Annotated in this window: 12 protein-coding genes and 1 tRNA gene; 11 read left to right on the top strand and 2 right to left on the bottom strand. The window is 64.8% G+C overall.

Going from position 1 to position 15,815, the window contains the following annotated elements; translation table 11 throughout:
• Positions 1–8 precede the first annotated feature (8 nt).
• The 8 genes from QOL57_RS02770 to QOL57_RS02735 all read left to right on the top strand — a co-directional run bounded on the left by QOL57_RS02770 (position 9) and on the right by QOL57_RS02735 (position 8,115).
• Positions 9–503, top strand: coding sequence for a nicotinamide-nucleotide amidohydrolase family protein (locus QOL57_RS02770; protein ID WP_088101362.1), 495 nt, complete (start codon positions 9–11; stop codon positions 501–503).
• 35 nt (positions 504–538) lie between these two features.
• The gene (gene ubiB, locus QOL57_RS02765; protein WP_089240269.1) at positions 539–2,221 is read left to right on the top strand and encodes a 2-polyprenylphenol 6-hydroxylase; all 1,683 of its coding nucleotides are present in this window, start codon (positions 539–541) and stop codon (positions 2,219–2,221) included.
• Between the two features lie 138 nt (positions 2,222–2,359).
• A complete protein-coding gene (gene lexA / locus QOL57_RS02760) occupies positions 2,360–2,995 on the top strand; it encodes a transcriptional repressor LexA (RefSeq protein WP_089240271.1) in 636 nt (211 codons plus the stop codon).
• 201 nt (positions 2,996–3,196) lie between these two features.
• Entirely contained in the window at positions 3,197–4,237 is a 1,041-nt protein-coding gene (gene recA, locus QOL57_RS02755; protein ID WP_089240273.1) for a recombinase RecA, read from the top strand.
• Positions 4,238–4,346: 109 nt separating this feature from the next.
• Positions 4,347–4,838 carry a recombination regulator RecX gene (gene recX, locus QOL57_RS02750; RefSeq protein WP_089240275.1) on the top strand — a complete coding sequence of 164 codons (492 nt, stop codon included), beginning with the start codon at positions 4,347–4,349 and terminating at the stop codon, positions 4,836–4,838.
• A 105-nt stretch (positions 4,839–4,943) separates the two neighbouring features.
• Entirely contained in the window at positions 4,944–7,592 is a 2,649-nt protein-coding gene (alaS, locus tag QOL57_RS02745; RefSeq protein WP_089240277.1) for an alanine--tRNA ligase, read from the top strand.
• Between the two features lie 148 nt (positions 7,593–7,740).
• Positions 7,741–7,944 (top strand): carbon storage regulator CsrA, encoded by a 204-nt coding sequence (csrA, locus tag QOL57_RS02740; RefSeq protein ID WP_025878924.1) that lies wholly within the window; start codon positions 7,741–7,743, stop codon positions 7,942–7,944.
• Positions 7,945–8,022: 78 nt separating this feature from the next.
• Positions 8,023–8,115: transfer RNA gene (locus QOL57_RS02735), tRNA-Ser, on the top strand.
• Positions 8,116–8,172: 57 nt separating this feature from the next.
• Here the strand turns inward: QOL57_RS02735 and QOL57_RS02730 are convergent.
• The gene (locus tag QOL57_RS02730; RefSeq protein ID WP_089240279.1) at positions 8,173–10,503 is read right to left on the bottom strand and encodes a TonB-dependent receptor; all 2,331 of its coding nucleotides are present in this window, start codon (positions 10,501–10,503) and stop codon (positions 8,173–8,175) included.
• 212 nt (positions 10,504–10,715) lie between these two features.
• On the opposite strand from QOL57_RS02730, the gene QOL57_RS02725 reads away from it, so the two are divergent.
• Entirely contained in the window at positions 10,716–11,198 is a 483-nt protein-coding gene (locus QOL57_RS02725) for a LuxR family transcriptional regulator (RefSeq protein ID WP_089240281.1), read from the top strand.
• A 56-nt stretch (positions 11,199–11,254) separates the two neighbouring features.
• On the opposite strand, the gene aceE is transcribed toward QOL57_RS02725, so the two are convergent.
• Positions 11,255–13,927, bottom strand: coding sequence for a pyruvate dehydrogenase (acetyl-transferring), homodimeric type (gene aceE / locus QOL57_RS02720; protein ID WP_089240283.1), 2,673 nt, complete (start codon positions 13,925–13,927; stop codon positions 11,255–11,257).
• A 271-nt stretch (positions 13,928–14,198) separates the two neighbouring features.
• On the opposite strand from aceE, the gene QOL57_RS02715 reads away from it, so the two are divergent.
• Positions 14,199–14,714, top strand: coding sequence for a sigma-70 family RNA polymerase sigma factor (locus tag QOL57_RS02715; RefSeq protein ID WP_089240285.1), 516 nt, complete (start codon positions 14,199–14,201; stop codon positions 14,712–14,714).
• Between the two features lie 20 nt (positions 14,715–14,734).
• A complete protein-coding gene (locus QOL57_RS02710; RefSeq protein WP_244900790.1) occupies positions 14,735–15,748 on the top strand; it encodes a FecR domain-containing protein in 1,014 nt (337 codons plus the stop codon).
• The last annotated feature ends 67 nt before the right edge of the window (positions 15,749–15,815 follow it).

Genomic DNA, 15,815 nt, shown 5'->3' with positions numbered 1-15,815 from the left:
CTACCCCGATGTCCTTCCCGACCGACGCCGAACTCAACGCCCAGGCCGCTGCGCTGGGCCAGCGCCTGCAGCAGGCTTCGCTGCAACTGGTGACTGCTGAAAGCTGCAGCGGTGGCTGGATCGCCAAGTGCATGACCGACATCGCCGGTTCCTCGGCGTTCTTCGATTGCGGCATGGTGGTTTACAGCTACGAAGCCAAGCAGCGCCTGCTCGGCGTGCGCGCGCAGACGCTGGAGCAGTTCGGTGCGGTCAGCCGCGAGGCCGTGCTGGAGATGGTGTCCGGGGCACTGGTCAATTCCGGTGCCGGCATCGCGGTGGCCGTGACCGGTATCGCAGGGCCGGGCGGTGGCAGCCCGGACAAGCCGGTCGGCAGTGTCTGGATCGGCTGGAAGCGCCGCGGCGGCTATGCCCGTGCCGAATTGTTCCAGTTCGACGGTGACCGCGAAGCCATCCGCCGGCAAACCGTAGCGGCGGCATTGCACGGTATCGACGCCCAGCTGTGACATGCTGCTCCGGCAATCAACCGGAGTAGGTAACGATGTGGGAGACGCTGGGCACCGTCCGTGACCTTGGCCGGCTGCAGGAAATCGCCGCTGTCCTGATCCGCTACGGCTTCGGCGACGTCGTGCGGCGCATCGGCCTGGCCACGGTACTGGAACGTACCGGCCGCCTGCTGCACTGGAACGAGGAGCGGCAGGAAATGCTGCGGATGACCGCGCCGGTGCGCGTGCGCAGCGCCCTGCAGGATCTTGGGCCGACCTTCGTGAAGCTGGGCCAGGTGCTCGCCACCCGTGTGGACCTGCTGCCGCCGGACTGGATCGCCGAACTCTCCGAGTTGCAGAACGCAGTCCCTGCATTGCCCTACGAGAAGATCCGCGAACAACTGGAGGCCGATCTCGGTGCGTCTCCGTCGCAGGTGTTCGCCTTCCTTGATGAAACCCCGATGGCCGCTGCTTCGTTGGCCCAGGCCCACCGTGCGCGGCTGCGCGATGGCCGTGAAGTGGTGCTGAAGGTGCGTCGCCCCGGAATCCGTGACGTGGTTGAAGCCGATCTGCGATTGCTGGCACGGCTGGCCGAGATCGTCGAAGCCCGCCTGCCGGATCTGCGCCGCTACCGGCCCGCCGAGGTGGTGCAGCAGTTCACCGTGTCGCTGCGGCGCGAGCTGGATTTCGCCGCGGAGTGCCGCAATGCCGAGCGCATCGCGCGCAACTTCGAGGGGCGTGACGACATTCTGATTCCGGCCGTGCACTGGCAATGGACCTGCGAAAGCCTGAATGTGCAGGACTTCGTCGACGGCATCGCGGGGCGTGATCTGGCCGGTGTCGATGCGGCCGGCCTCGACCGCCGTGAACTGGCCCGGCGTGGTGCCGACATCGTATTGAAGATGGTGCTGGAGGACGGCAGCTTCCACGCCGATCCGCACCCGGGCAACATCATCTACCTGCGCGACGGCCGCATCGGCGTGATCGATTTCGGCATGGTCGGCGCCTTGTCGGAGGTACGCCGATTCCAGGTCGCGCAGCTGCTGCATGGTCTGGTGGAACAGGACCCGCAGGGCGTGGCCGACGTGCTGCTGGACTGGGCGGGCGGCGTGGAGGTGGACGAGAACCGGTTGCAGCACGACATCAGCCTGTTCGTCGACCAGTACCGTGGCGTGCCGCTGAAGGACCTGCGCATTGGCCTGATGCTGGGCGATATCACCCAGCTGCTGCGCAGCTACAACCTGACCCTGCCGGCGGATCTGGCATTGATGATCAAGGCCTTCCTGACCCTGGAGGGCATGGGCCGCCAGCTCGACCCCGATTTCGACATGGCCAGCGCCGCGCGCCCGTTCCTGGAGCGGGTGGTACTGCAGCGCTATGCGCCGCGGGCACTGTTCAAGCGTGGCCGCCGCAGTCTGCTGGGCATGATCGACTTTGCCGGTGAACTGCCGCGGGATCTGCGCAAGCTGGTGCAGGCTGCACGTCGTGGCCGCCTGCAGCTGAAGGTCGAGACCAGCGCGCTGCAGGGCTTCGGTGATCAGGTCAATCGCGCCGCGAACCGGCTGGTGATGGGCATCGTCACCGCGGCCCTGATCATCGGCTCCTCCATCGTCATGCACAGCGTAGGCGGCGTCTCCAGCCGTTGGCTGCTGGCGCTGGGCGTGTGCGGTTTCATCGGCGCAGGGTTCTGCGGGGTGTGGATCCTGTTCTCGATCTGGAGAAGCGGTAAGCACACGTAGTGTGCTCACCGCGGCGGTTCCCACCGGGAACCGCGGAATCGCGCAGCGATTCCTGTAGAGCCGACCGCTGGTCGGCTGCTTTCGCCTTGTCGCTCCCGGCACTTGCAGTCCCAGGCGTTAGTAGTAATACTACTAATCATGGACCTGACCGACACCCAGCAGGCGATTCTGCAGTTGATCGCCGAGCGTATCGAGAGCGAAGGGGCGCCCCCTTCGCAGACTGAAATCGCACGTGCCTTCGGCTTCAAGGGGGTGCGAGCAGCGCAGTACCACCTGGAGGCGCTGGAGCAGGCCGGGGCGATCCGCCGCGTACCGGGCCAGGCACGCGGCATCCGCTTGGTGCAGGCACCACCGGTGGAGAAGGTTGCCGAGCCGGGCCTGCCCGACAGCGTCCTGCGCCTGCCGATCCTGGGACGGGTCGCGGCGGGTCTGCCGATCGGCGCCGACATCGGCTCGGATGATTTCGTGGTGCTGGACCGGGTGTTCTTCTCGCCGGCGCCGGACTACCTGCTGAAGGTGCAGGGCGACTCGATGATCGACGAAGGCATCTTCGATGGCGACCTGATCGGTGTGCACCGCACCCGTGACGCCCATTCCGGGCAGATCGTGGTGGCCCGCATCGATGACGAGATCACCGTCAAGCTGTTGAAGATCGCCAAGGACCGGATCCGGTTGCTGCCGCGCAATCCCGATTACAAACCGATCGATGTGCTTCCGGACCAGGATTTCTCGATCGAGGGCCTGTACTGCGGGCTGCTGCGACCGAACCGTTGACGATTCACCCTGCATTTCCCGCGGTCTTTTGTGGCGATTCTCTGGTTCTGCTGAGGTTGGTACGGATGTCCGATAATTTTTTTCCGAACGCCGGGCAGAATCTCAGCCTGTGCGATACGCCAGCCTTAAAGTGAACCCATGGCCAAGAAGACTTCCAAAGACAGCACCTCCAACGACGTGACCTCTGCAAGGACCAATCCGATGGACGAGAACAAGAAGCGCGCCCTCGCTGCAGCTCTGGGCCAGATCGAAAAGCAGTTCGGCAAGGGCTCGGTGATGCGCATGGGCGACCGTGTGGTCGAGCCCGTCGAGGCGATTCCGACCGGTTCTCTGATGCTGGATATCGCATTGGGCATTGGTGGCCTGCCCAAGGGCCGCGTTGTGGAAATCTACGGCCCGGAATCCTCCGGCAAGACCACGTTGACCCTGCAGGCCATCGCCGAGTGCCAGAAGCTGGGCGGTACGGCTGCTTTCATCGATGCCGAGCATGCGCTGGACCCGATCTACGCAGGCAAGCTGGGCGTCAATGTTGACGATCTGCTGCTGTCGCAGCCCGATACCGGTGAGCAGGCGCTGGAAATCGCCGACATGCTGGTCCGTTCCGGTTCGGTGGACATCCTGGTTGTCGACTCGGTGGCCGCATTGACCCCGAAGGCTGAAATCGAAGGCGAGATGGGCGACCAGCTGCCAGGTCTGCAGGCCCGTCTGATGAGCCAGGCGCTGCGCAAGCTGACCGGCAACATCAAGCGTTCCAATACGCTGGTGGTATTCATTAACCAGCTGCGTCACAAGATCGGCGTGATGATGCCGGGCCAGAGCCCGGAAGTGACCACCGGCGGCAACGCGCTGAAGTTCTATGCCTCGGTGCGCCTGGACATTCGTCGTATCGGTGCGATCAAGAAGGGTGACGAGATCATCGGCAACCAGACCAAGATCAAGGTCGTCAAGAACAAACTGGCACCCCCGTTCAAGCAGGTCATCACCGAGATCCTGTACGGCGAGGGCATCAGCCGCGAAGGCGAACTGATCGACATGGGTGTGGAGGCCAAGCTGGTCGAGAAGGCCGGTGCCTGGTACAGCTACGGTGAAGAGCGCATCGGCCAGGGCAAGGACAACGCCCGCGGCTATCTGCGCGACAACCCGCAGGTTGCGGCCAAGCTCGAGGCCGAGCTGCGCGAGAAGTTCCAGCCGAGCGAAGCCGCCCGCGAGCAAGGCGACGACGAAGACGGCGACGACGAGTAAGGCTTGCTGTGGGGCAGGGCGGCGCCGTCAGTGACGTCGCCCTGTCCTGCAGATTCGGTTTCCCCGACGGGGGACGCGCCAGGGACGGCGCATTTGATTGAAGGCGAGCATGAACGATTCCGACGCCCCGGCACCCGGCCGCAAGCGCCGCGTACGCGAACAGACGCCTGTCCAGCGCGCCCTGGGGTTGCTGGTGCGGCGTGAGCATTCGCGCAAGGAGTTGACCCGCAAGCTGACCTCCCGGGGTATCGAGGGCGAGGCGGCGCAGGCCGCGGTCGACAAGCTGACCGAGGCTGGCTGGCAGGACGACACCCGGTTTGCCGAGAATCTGGTGCGTATGCGCGCCAATACCGGCTACGGCCCCATCCATGTGCGGGCCGAACTGGGTACCCATGGACTGGACAGCGAGCAGATCGCTGCCGCCATGGAGACCTTTGAAGGCGACTGGACGGAGAACGCCCGGGATCTGGTCCGTCGCCGCTTCGGTGAGGCCGGCCCGCAGGACCTCGCACAGCGTCGCAAGGCCGCCGATCTGCTGGCCCGCCGGGGCTTTGATGGCGACAGCATCCGCCGTGCGACCCGTTACGATCCGGACGACTGAGACTGATGGCGCCGGGCCTGATACCCTTTGGGGTTTCGGCGGTCCGTTCGACCCTGGCCACTGCGGCCGGCGGCACGGGCCCCGGCCCGCAGACTGCCAGCCCCCATGAACGCATCCGCCAAATTCACGACATCCCAGATCCGCAGCGACTTCCTTGAGTTCTTCAAGGGCAAAGGCCACACCATCGTGCCGTCGGCGCCGCTGGTGCCGGGCAACGATCCGACCCTGCTGTTCACCAACTCCGGCATGGTGCAGTTCAAGGACGTGTTCCTGGGCGCGGAAAAGCGCAGCTACGTGCGTGCGGCCGACGTCCAGCGCTGCCTGCGTGCCGGTGGCAAGCACAACGATCTCGACCAGGTGGGCTACACCGCCCGCCATCACACCTTCTTCGAAATGCTGGGCAACTGGTCCTTCGGCGATTACTTCAAGAAGGATGCGATCGCCTGGGCCTGGGAGCTGCTGACCCAGGTCTGGAAGCTGCCCGCCGAGCGCCTGCTGGTCACGGTCTACCAGACCGACGACGAGGCCTACGCGCTGTGGCGCGACATGATCGGCATTCCGGAAGAACGCATCGTTCGCATCGGCGACAACAAGGGTGCGCCCTTCGCCTCGGACAACTTCTGGCAGATGGCCGATACCGGTCCGTGCGGTCCGTGCACCGAGATCTTCTACGACCACGGTGACCATATCGCCGGTGGCCCCCCGGGCTCGCCGGATGAGGACGGTGACCGCTTCATCGAAATCTGGAACCTGGTGTTCATGCAGTTCGATCGCCAGCAGGACGGCACGCTGATGCCGCTGCCGGCGCCGTGCGTTGATACCGGCATGGGCCTTGAACGCCTGGCCGCGATCCTGCAGCACGTGCATACCAACTACGAGATCGACCTGTTCCAGGCGCTGATCCGCAAGGCATCGGAGCTGACCGGCACCGCCGATCTGGAAAACAAGTCGCTGCGGGTGATCGCCGACCATATCCGCGCCTGTTCGTTCCTGATCGTCGATGGCGTGCTGCCGTCCAACGAAGGTCGCGGCTACGTGCTGCGCCGGATCATCCGCCGCGCGCTGCGACATGGCTGGATGCTGGGCGTGCGCCAGCCGTTCTTCAGCAAGCTGGTGCCGACCCTGGTCGAGCAGATGGGCGAGGCCTACCCGGAACTGCCGGCGCAGGCCGATACCGTCGTGCGTGCACTGCAGGCAGAAGAAGAGCGTTTCGCTGAAACCCTCGACTCGGGCATGAAGATCTTCGACGACGTCGCCGCCAAGGTCAGCAATGGCGTGATTCCGGGCGTGGACGCCTTCCGCCTGTACGATACCTACGGCTTCCCGCTCGACCTCACCCAGGACATCGCCCGCGAGCGTGACCTGACCGTGGACATCGACGGCTTCAATGCCGCGATGGAGACGCAGCGCGAGACCGCGCGTGCGGCCGGCAAGTTCGGCGGCGGCGTGACTCTGTCGGCCGATCTGGTCGCCACGCTCAAGCCGACCGTCTTCCTCGGCTATGACCGCCTGCAGGCCGACGATCTCCGCGTGGTCGCGATCCTCAAGGATGGCCGCCCGGTGGACGCTGCCCAGGCCGGTGACGAGGTCATCGTGCTGACCAGCCAGACCCCGTTCTACGCCGAGTCCGGCGGCCAGGTCGGCGACACCGGCATCTTGTCCGCTGCTGGCGTGCAGATGCAGGTGAGCGACACCCAGAAGTTCGCGGGCCAGTTCCATGGCCACGTCGGCAAGCTCACCCAGGGCAGCCTGAAGATCGGTGATGTGCTGTCCGGCCAGGTCGATGGCGAGCGCCGTGGCGCCACCATCCTCAACCACTCGGCCACCCACCTGCTGCATGCTGCCCTGCGCGAAGTGCTGGGCACCCACGTGCAGCAGAAGGGCTCGCTGGTGGCGCCGGACCGCCTGCGCTTCGACTTCTCGCATTTCCAGCCGATCAGCGCCGAGGAACTGGCGATCATCGAGCGCAAGGTCAACCAGCAGGTGCGCGTCAACAACGCTGTGGAAGTGCACAACATGGGCATGCAGGAGGCGCTGGACTTCGGCGCGATGGCCCTGTTCGGCGAGAAGTACGGCGAGAACGTGCGCGTGCTGAAGATGGGTGACTACTCCACCGAGCTGTGTGGTGGTACCCACGTCAACCGGACCGGTGATATCGGTCTGTTCAAGATCACCTCCGAGGGCGGCGTATCGGCCGGTGTGCGTCGTATCGAGGCCGTCACCGGCCAGGGCGCGCTGGACTACGTGGACGCCGAGGAGGCGCGCCTGGCCGAGGCCGCTGAACTGCTGGGTGGCAGCGCTGCCGACGTGGTCGAAAAGATCCGCGCGCTGGGCCTGCGTCAGAAGCAGCTGGAGCGCGAGCTGGAGGCCGTGAAAGCCAAGGCCGCCGCCGGCGCCACGGCGGATCTGTCCGGCCAGGCCGTCGAGGTCGCCGGCGTGAAGGTCCTGGCCGTCCGTCTGGAAGGCTTCGATGCCAAGGCCCTGCGCGATGCCATGGACCGCCTGAAGCAGCAGCTGGGCGATGCGGTGATCGTGCTGGCCGGTGCCCAGGACGGCAAGGCAGCCCTGGTCGCGGGCGTGAACGGCAGTGCAATGGGCAAGGTCAAGGCCGGGGAACTGTTGTCCCATATTGCCGGTCAGATCGGGGGCAAGGGCGGCGGACGCCCGGACCTCGCCCAGGGTGGTGGCGAGGACGGGCCCGCCCTTGCCACCGCGCTGGCTGCGGTCGTCGAATGGGTCAGCCCCCGCCTGTGATGAACCCCTGCCGTCCCCCTCCTTGTAGGAGCGGGACGGCTGACGGTACCATTGCGAATCTTTTCCCTTTGTCGTGGGCGCGCTTCTTGACGGAGCGTCAAGCCGGTGGGGGATACCCTTCCACACGGTTCCATGGAGACTTAAAAAAATGTTGATCCTGACTCGCCGCGTCGGCGAAACCCTGATGATCGGTGACTCGGTGAGCGTCACCGTGCTTGGCGTCAAGGGTAACCAGGTGCGTATCGGCATCACTGCGCCGAAGGACGTCGCTGTGCATCGCGAAGAGATCTACCAGCGCATCCAGCGTGGTGATGAAGCCGGCAGCACCGGTGGTGAAAATTCTGCGGAATAAGGCTTTACCTTCGCGCGTGATTAACGTTATGATTCACGCCCCGCTGAGGTGCAACGCACCAGACGCGGAGAAAACCCCGGAGCGATGCCCGAGCGGCTGAAGGGGCTCCCCTGCTAAGGGAGTATAGGGTCAAAAGCTCTATCGAGGGTTCGAATCCCTCTCGCTCCGCCAGATACAAAGAAGCGCCTGCAGATCCTCGATCTGCAGGCGTTTTTCTTTTCAGCTCCCTCAAAGCTTCACGGTCACGCCGACCTGGAACCCGCGACCGGGCAGCGGTGCGATGTACTTCAACGGCGAGTTGTGTGGGCGGGCGTCGTCATCCAGAAGGTTGCTGCCGTTGACGAACACTTCCATCCCAGCGATGTAGGCATTGCGTACCGGTAGCTCGCGGCTGACCTGCAGGTCGACCAGGTTGAATGCATCCAGCGGAATCTCTTCGCTGACGTTGCGACCCAGGTACTTCTGCTTGTCGTAGTAGGTGCTGGAGAGTTGTACCTTCCAGCTGTCGCGCTGCCATTGCAGGTTGGCGCCATAGCGGTTGGTCGGCATGTTCGGCAGGTACTCGCCGTCGTTGTGCGCGCGCAGCGTGTCCGGGCGATCGGCGTGGTTCCTGACCAGATCGGCGAAGGCGGACAGATTCAATTTTCCGTAGCCGCCAAGGTCGAGCACCTGCGAGGCATCGATCTCGAACCCCTTCACCGTGGTGTCGGTCTGCTTCCAGTACTTCAGCGGCAGGCGGTTGGCCATCTGCATGCCGGAGTGGCCCTGGTAGAGGTAGTTTTCGTACTTCATCCGGTAGGCGGTGGCCGACAGCGCGAAGCCACCGAGGTGGAACAGTCCGGTCAGCTCCAGGTTCTTCGCGCGTTCCGGCTCCAGGTTCTGGTTGCCTTCTTCCTGGGTCATCACCGAATAGTGCGCGTTGCTGGCATACAACTCGTTGATCTCCGGTGCGCGCTGCGAAGACGAATAGCGCACCTTGGCGGCGAACAGCGGGCCGAGCTCGACATACGAACCCAGGCTGTAACTGTTGAGGCGATAGGAGCGGTCCTGCAGCGTGGTGTTGGCAGCATTGCGCGAGGTCTTGAAGCGGCTGGGCTGCAGGTCATGGTCCACGCGTTCATGGCGGACGCCGGCATCGAAGGATGCCCAGCCGAAGTCGAGGGTTTCCTTCAGGAACACGGCGTTGCTGCGCGTTTCCACATCAGGCAGGTAGCGCAGCGTGCCGCGGCCGGTGACGTCGCGCGCCTGATGGCTCAGGCCCAGCACGCCGCTGAGCGGCCCGACGGGTTGATGTACCAGCAACAGTTCGGCCTGGGTGCTCTGGAAGTCGTAGTCGTTGGCCCTGGTCGAGCCCAGGCGCTCGCCCGAGGTGTTGTCCAGTTTTGAAACCCGCAGTTCGGCGCGTTCGACGTACGGCAGTGGGTCCCGCAGCAACGCTTCCAGAGCGTAGCGCTGCTGCTTGATCACCACGCCCACCGGCAGGCCGTCGGCAGGGTTCGCGCCGAAGGACAGGTTCTGCATCGAGAAGCCCGGCACACCGTATTCGCTGTCCTTGGCATCGATGCTGACGCCGACGTAACCGCGATCGAAGAACCAGGTCGAGCCGAGTGCCACCTGCGAACTGCGGGAGTAGCTGTTGCCCAACCGATGGTGGTAATCGGGGGTCACATCGTTGTTGATCTGCTTCTGCACGTACGACGGCGTGCCGGCGACATAGGCAGGATTGACCGGATTGATGTAGATGCGGCGCTGCCAGACCGAGGTTGGACTGTTGGTGTAGAAGGAAAAATCACCATCGGCCCAATCGGGGTTCTCGGTCATGAACTGGTCGATGTAGGGTTGCGAGGCCTTGTTGTAGAGCTGCTGGACGCGCGCTTCCTTCTGGCAGCTGTCGGCCAGCGCCGAATTGACACCGCCGGTGGCCGGGAACAGCCGGGTGTTGCAGACGTTGGCCTTGCTGTTGCCGGGAATGTCGTAGTACGAGATGCGTTGCCGCGAGACCTGCAGGTTCGTTGAGATATTCCGCTGGTTGTTGAAGTTCATGCGGAAACCCTGCGCATCGGCCGCGTTGAAACCTTTGCGCAGGACCAGTTCCATCGACTGGTCCTTGTCCTCCATCGTGCGCGAGATCAGGCCGGAGTCGATGTCGACGCTTCCGCCGATGGCGTTGCCGCCGTAGCGGACGGTATCGGAGGATTTGTTGACGGTGACGCTGCGCACGAACAGCGGATCGAACGGAATGTTGATGTCGCCGCTGAAGGCGTTCATGCCAAGGATGGACTGGCCATCTTCCAGGATCTGCACGCGGTTGCCGCTGAGGCTGCGGATGACCGGTGCACCGGCATTGGGCCCGAAGGCGCTGTTCTGCACGCCGGAGACATGTTCAAGCATGCCGCCGAGGGTGCGGTTCTGGGCCTGCGAGGCCTCGACAGTGACGATGCTGTCGATCCGGGAGGGCTTGCTTGCCTCGACCTGGACGGCGGGCAGGGTGGGGTCGTCGCTGGCATGGGCGTTGTGGACGACGAACAGGATGGCTGCAGCAAGCAGGTGACGACGCATGACACACTCCGTGAAAAGAATGTGAAATGTTATAACGTAACTATTTGGCTTCACAAGTCGGAGGGAGACGGCGCAGGGGATGGGGAGATTGGGCCTGGCCATCGCCGGCAGCTTGGTCGCTTGCACGACCGGACTTTGGCGCGCAGCATCGGCCATTGCTGGTACCCCAGAACGCACCCTGCAGCACTTTCTCCACTCGAAAGGAGCCTCGCATGAAGCTGTTGTCCGCCGCGTTGCTGTCCGTGGTCCTGCTGCAGGCGATGCCTGCCCTTGCTGAGAGCTCGAAGTCCTCGCCGCTGCTCGGCCGCTGGTCGCTGGATATCGCCACGTCCGCGCTGCCTGAAGCACAGCGTCCGCAACAGGTCGTGCTGGAATTCAAGGATGCCGGCGCGGGCAGGTGGAGCTCGCACGTGGATATCGTCCTGCAGGATGGCAAGACGATGAAATCCGACGGTACGCTTGCGCTGGACGGCACGCCCGCGGCGCTGACCGGCAGCTACGGTGCCAATCAAGCGACGCTGAAACTTCCGGCGCCGAACACGCTGGTGATGCAGCTGGTCGATCACGGCGCGCCGGCATCCACTCGCGTGTATACGGTGGCCGCTGACCGTTCAACGATGACCGAAACCAAGGCGTTCTTCGCTCATGACGGCACGCCGATCCTGCAGACCAACCTGTTCAAGCGACTGCCGTAGCGTGTGATGCAGCGACACCCGCAGAGGCGCGCTCCGCGGATGCCGCTGCTGCGCTGTCATGCGGCGGCAGGGTCGCGCTTGCCGGTATCGATCCCGTACCGGTCTATCGCCTGCTGCAGCAGGCTTCGTTCGACATGCCCGTCGTCGGCCAGAGCCTTCAGTGCCGCCAGCACGATGAAGTGGCGATCGACCTCGAAGAACATCCGCAGCGATTCGCGTGTATCCGAGCGGCCGAAACCATCAGTGCCGAGTGCGATGAAGCGACGATCGTTGATGAAGGGACGGATCTGGTCGCCGACGATCTTCATGTAGTCGGTTGCCACCACCACCGGACCGGCGTGGTCCTGCAGGCACTGCTGCACGTAGGAAATGCGCGGCTCTTCAGCCGGGTGCAGCAGATTCCAGCGCTCGACGGCCAGGCCGTCGCGGCGCAGTTCGGTCAGGCTGGTGGCACTCCAGACGTCGCTGCTGATACCGAAATCCTGCTGCAGAAGATCGGCGGCGGCCAGCACCTCGCGCAGGATCGAGCCACTGCCCATCAACTGCACGCGCGGCTGTGCAATGGTGTCGGCAGTGGCGGGGCGCAGCAGATAGAGCCCCTTCAGGATGCCGGCTTCGGCGCCGTCGGGCAGGGCCGGGTGCGGGTAGTTCTCGTTGAGCAGGGTGATGTAGTAGTAGATGTCTTCCTGGTCCACGTACATGCGGCGCAGGCCGTCGTGGATGATCACCGCCAGCTCGAAATTGTAGGTCGGGTCATAGGACACGCAGCTGGGAATCACCGAGGACAGCACGTGGCTGTGGCCATCGTCGTGCTGCAGGCCTTCGCCCATCAGCGTGGTGCGGCCCGAGGTGGCGCCAAGCAGGAAGCCACGGGTGCGCGCGTCGGCCGCTGCCCAGGCCAGGTCGCCGACGCGCTGCAGGCCGAACATCGAATAGAAGATGTAGAACGGAATCGTGGCCAGACCGTGGTTGGCGTACGCGGTACCGGCGGCGATCCACGAACAGATCGCGCCGGATTCGTTGATGCCTTCCTGCAGGATCTGGCCATCCTTGGCCTCCTTGTAATAGCTCAGCTGGCCTGCATCCTGCGGCGTGTACAGCTGGCCGAGGTAAGAGTGGATGCCGATCTGGCGGAACAGGCCTTCCATGCCGAAGGTGCGCGATTCATCGGGCACGATCGGGATCACCAGCCTGCCCAGCTCGGGGTCCTTGAGCAGGGTGGTGAGGATGCGCACGAAGCCCATGGTGGTGGACTGGCTGCGATCACCACTGCCCTGCAGTTGGACGTTGAACGTGGACAGCGGCGGCAGTGGCAGCGGATCGACCTGCGCCAAACGCGCCGGCAGCTGACCACCCTGCGCCTGGCGACGCTGCGTGAAGTAGAGCGCCTCCGGGCTGCCCGGCGCCGGGCGCAGGTACGGCATTTCCTCCAGCTGTTCATCACTGACCGGCAGATCGAAACGGTCGCGGAAAGCGCGCACCGCATCGGTGCTCATCTTCTTCAACTGATGATTGATGTTCTGGCCTTCGCCGGCCTCACCCATGCCGAAGCCCTTCACCGTCTTGGCCAATACCACGGTCGGCCGACCCGAGGTGTTCACTGCCTGCTGGTAGGCGGCGTAAACCTTCTGCGGATCGTGGCCACCTCGCGCCAGCGCCCAGATCTCGTCGTCGCTCATGTGCGCGACCAGCGCCAGCAGTTCCGGGTAGCGCCCGAAGAAATGCTCGCGTACATAGGCACCGCTCTGTGACTTGAAGGTCTGGTAGTCACCATCGACGCATTCCATCATGCGCTGGCGCAGCAAGCCGCTGTGATCGCGTGCCAGCAGGTCGTCCCAGCCACCGCCCCAGATCACCTTGATCACGTTCCAGCCGGCGGCACGGAAGGTGCCTTCCAGTTCCTGTATCACTTTGGCGTTGCCGCGCACTGGTCCGTCCAGGCGCTGCAGGTTGCAGTTGACCACGAACACCAGGTTGTCCAGGCGCTCGCGCCCGGCCAGCGAAATGGCCGCCAGCGATTCGGGCTGATCCATTTCGCCATCACCGAGGAAGGCCCAGACCTTGCGACCCTGGTGCTGCTTCAGACCACGGTATTCCAGGTAGCGCATGTAACGTGCCTGATAGGCCGCGGTCAGCGGGCCCAGGCCCATCGATACGGTGGGGAACTGCCAGAACCCGGGCATCAACCGCGGGTGCGGGTACGAGGACAGCCCCTCACGCCCAGCCTCGCGGCGGAAGTTGTCCATGCGCTCGGCGCTGATGCGGCCTTCCACGAAGGCACGGCCATAGATGCCGGGTGCGGAATGGCCCTGGATGTAGATCATGTCGCCGTCGAAGGTGTCGGTACGGCCACGGAAGAAGTGATCGAAGCCCACGTCATACATGACCGCGGCGGACTGGTAGGTGGCGATGTGGCCGCCGACATTGGAATGCTTGCCGGCGCGCAGCACCATAACCATGGCGTTCCAGCGGATCATCGCGTTCAACCGTCGCTCGATGGCCAGGTCGCCCGGGTAGGCGGGCTGGCGTTCGGGCGGAATCGTGTTGGTGTAGGCGGTCCACGCGCGGGTGTGCAGGTCGCCATGCTGCTGCACGTCGAGTTCATCGAGCTGGTCCAGCAGGTAGTGCGCGCGGGGGCGGCCGCCAGCCTGGATCACCGCGTGCAGGGACTCGCGCCATTCGCGGGTTTCCTGCGGATCGGTGTCGAGAGGGAAGTGTGCCTGGTTCAAGTTGCGTCTCCAGAGAGCGCCGGTCGGCATCTGCGCGACACCGCCGGCAGGGCGACAGCTCTGGAGCGGAGTCGCGCCGGCAGGGCCATGGCGCGGGGGCGGCCTTGGTGGCTGCCGGGGAGACAAGCGTAGGCGGCGCATGGGTTGGCCGGTAGACAGGTGAGGGTTGGATCTGCGCGAACCTGCGCTTTGCCCGGCGGCGCTGCAATGCGGCTGTCATCGTCGGTGTGCACCCTGCTGGGTTTTCCAGCCTCGGGGTGGTTGGTCGGTTGTGAACAGCGTCAGGATCTGGGAGAAGAGCTACGCCTTGCGGCGCCGCCTGCTGCGTGGCTTCTTCCTTCGGCGTGGTTCACAAGCTGCCGATGCCGAGGATCTGGCCCAGGAGGTCTATCTGCGCCTGCTGCGCAGCACGGGCGAAGACGCCGCGGCGATCGAGAACCCTGAAGCCTATCTGTTCGCCGTGGCAGCCAACCTGGCCCGTGAGCAGGCACGCTCGCGCTCCGGCCTGCCGCAGATCGAGGATGTTGATCTGCTGGCCGAGGTGCTCAGCAGCGAGGAGGACATCGAGGGTGATTTCGAGCGGGCGCAGCGCTGGAGCGGGATCCGTGGCGCCATCGCGCAACTGCCACCCACGACGCGGCGGGTGATGGAACTGCACTACCGCGAAGGGCTGGATTGCCAACAGGTGGGGGCACAGCTGGATGTGTCGGTGCACATGGTGCGCAAGCACATCGGCAAGGGCCTGGATGCCTGCAGGAAGGCGCTGGGCGCTGGGAAGGACGGATGAACCGGCAGGAGCCTGCAGCGATGGATGACGAGGTGGCCGAACAGGCTGCGCACTGGTTCCTGTGCAACCGCGAGGGTGACCTGAGCGCTGCGCAGCGCGCCGAGTTCATGGCGTGGATGAAGGGCTCGCCCGAGCACGTGCGCGCGTACCTGCATGCCCTGCATCTGCACCGGCAGGTGGGCGCGGCGATGTCGGTGCACCCGCAGGAACAGGGAAGCAGGGCAGTGCTGCCGATGCTGCCGGCAACGGCGAAAGTGGTGCCGTTGTTCGCCGCGCCCGTGCCCGCGCCGCGCGCCGTGGTTGCAACACGAACGCGCCGGCCGCTCTGGAGGCGGGTGGCTGCGGTGGCGTGCGGACTGTTGCTGGTGGCCGGTCTGCTGCCGTGGCTGATGCCGCGCGAACAGATGCTGGTCGCCGGGCACGGGCAACTGCGTGAGGTGGTGCTGGCTGACCAGACCCAGGTGCGGCTGAATGCAGACAGCCGTCTGCGGGTGACCATCGGCTGGTTCAGCCGCCGCGTCGAACTGCTGCAGGGCGAGGCCACGTTTGATATCGCAGCGGATCGCCGGCCCTTCCAGGTACGGGTCGGTGATCTGCAGATCCGTGACATCGGCACCGTGTTCGATGTGTCGCGCCGGTTGCAGAGCACGCGTATCGGCGTGGTATCCGGCGAGGTGGAGGTCTGGACCGCCGGTGATGGGCAACGCCGGCTGGCGCAGCTGCCCGCCGGGCGGGTGGTGCAGGTCGATCATCTCAGCCATGCGGTGCAGCCGCTGGAAATACCGATGTCGATGCTGCTGGACTGGCAGCAGCGCCGGGTGTCGTTCCGTGATGAGCGGCTGGACGAGGTGGCGGCTGCGTTCAACCGGCACAACCAGGTGCAGGTACGAGTGACCGATGACGTGGCGCGGGCGGCGCGCCTGTCGGGCAGCCTGGAGGCGCACCGGGTCGCTGCGCTGCAGGCATTCCTGCAGCGGGACGCGCGCTTCGTCATCCGCCGCGAACAGGACACGGTATGGGTCTCCAGCCGCTGATCCTGATCTGGTGATGGGCTGTCAGAAAAAATTCATCGAATCGGCGTTCTCCACTTCCGCCGATGCC

The sequence above is a fragment of the Stenotrophomonas sp. yr243 genome (genome assembly GCF_900184195.1).
Taxonomy (GTDB): Bacteria; Pseudomonadota; Gammaproteobacteria; order Xanthomonadales; family Xanthomonadaceae; genus Stenotrophomonas; species Stenotrophomonas lactitubi.
This window is presented reverse-complemented; position numbering and strand designations above follow the sequence as displayed.

Excerpts from the sequence above, each read along its gene's own strand:
- QOL57_RS02730 (WP_089240279.1), bottom strand. The coding sequence starts at position 10,503 with ATGCGTCGTCACCTGCTTGCTGCAGCCATCCTGTTCGTCGTCCACAAC.
- recA (WP_089240273.1), top strand. The coding sequence starts at position 3,197 with ATGGACGAGAACAAGAAGCGCGCCCTCGCTGCAGCTCTGGGCCAGATC.
- QOL57_RS02710 (WP_244900790.1), top strand. The coding sequence starts at position 14,735 with ATGGATGACGAGGTGGCCGAACAGGCTGCGCACTGGTTCCTGTGCAAC.
- QOL57_RS02725 (WP_089240281.1), top strand. The coding sequence starts at position 10,716 with ATGAAGCTGTTGTCCGCCGCGTTGCTGTCCGTGGTCCTGCTGCAGGCG.
- csrA (WP_025878924.1), top strand. The coding sequence starts at position 7,741 with ATGTTGATCCTGACTCGCCGCGTCGGCGAAACCCTGATGATCGGTGAC.
- recX (WP_089240275.1), top strand. The coding sequence starts at position 4,347 with ATGAACGATTCCGACGCCCCGGCACCCGGCCGCAAGCGCCGCGTACGC.
- QOL57_RS02770 (WP_088101362.1), top strand. The coding sequence starts at position 9 with ATGTCCTTCCCGACCGACGCCGAACTCAACGCCCAGGCCGCTGCGCTG.
- lexA (WP_089240271.1), top strand. The coding sequence starts at position 2,360 with ATGGACCTGACCGACACCCAGCAGGCGATTCTGCAGTTGATCGCCGAG.
- ubiB (WP_089240269.1), top strand. The coding sequence starts at position 539 with ATGTGGGAGACGCTGGGCACCGTCCGTGACCTTGGCCGGCTGCAGGAA.
- alaS (WP_089240277.1), top strand. The coding sequence starts at position 4,944 with ATGAACGCATCCGCCAAATTCACGACATCCCAGATCCGCAGCGACTTC.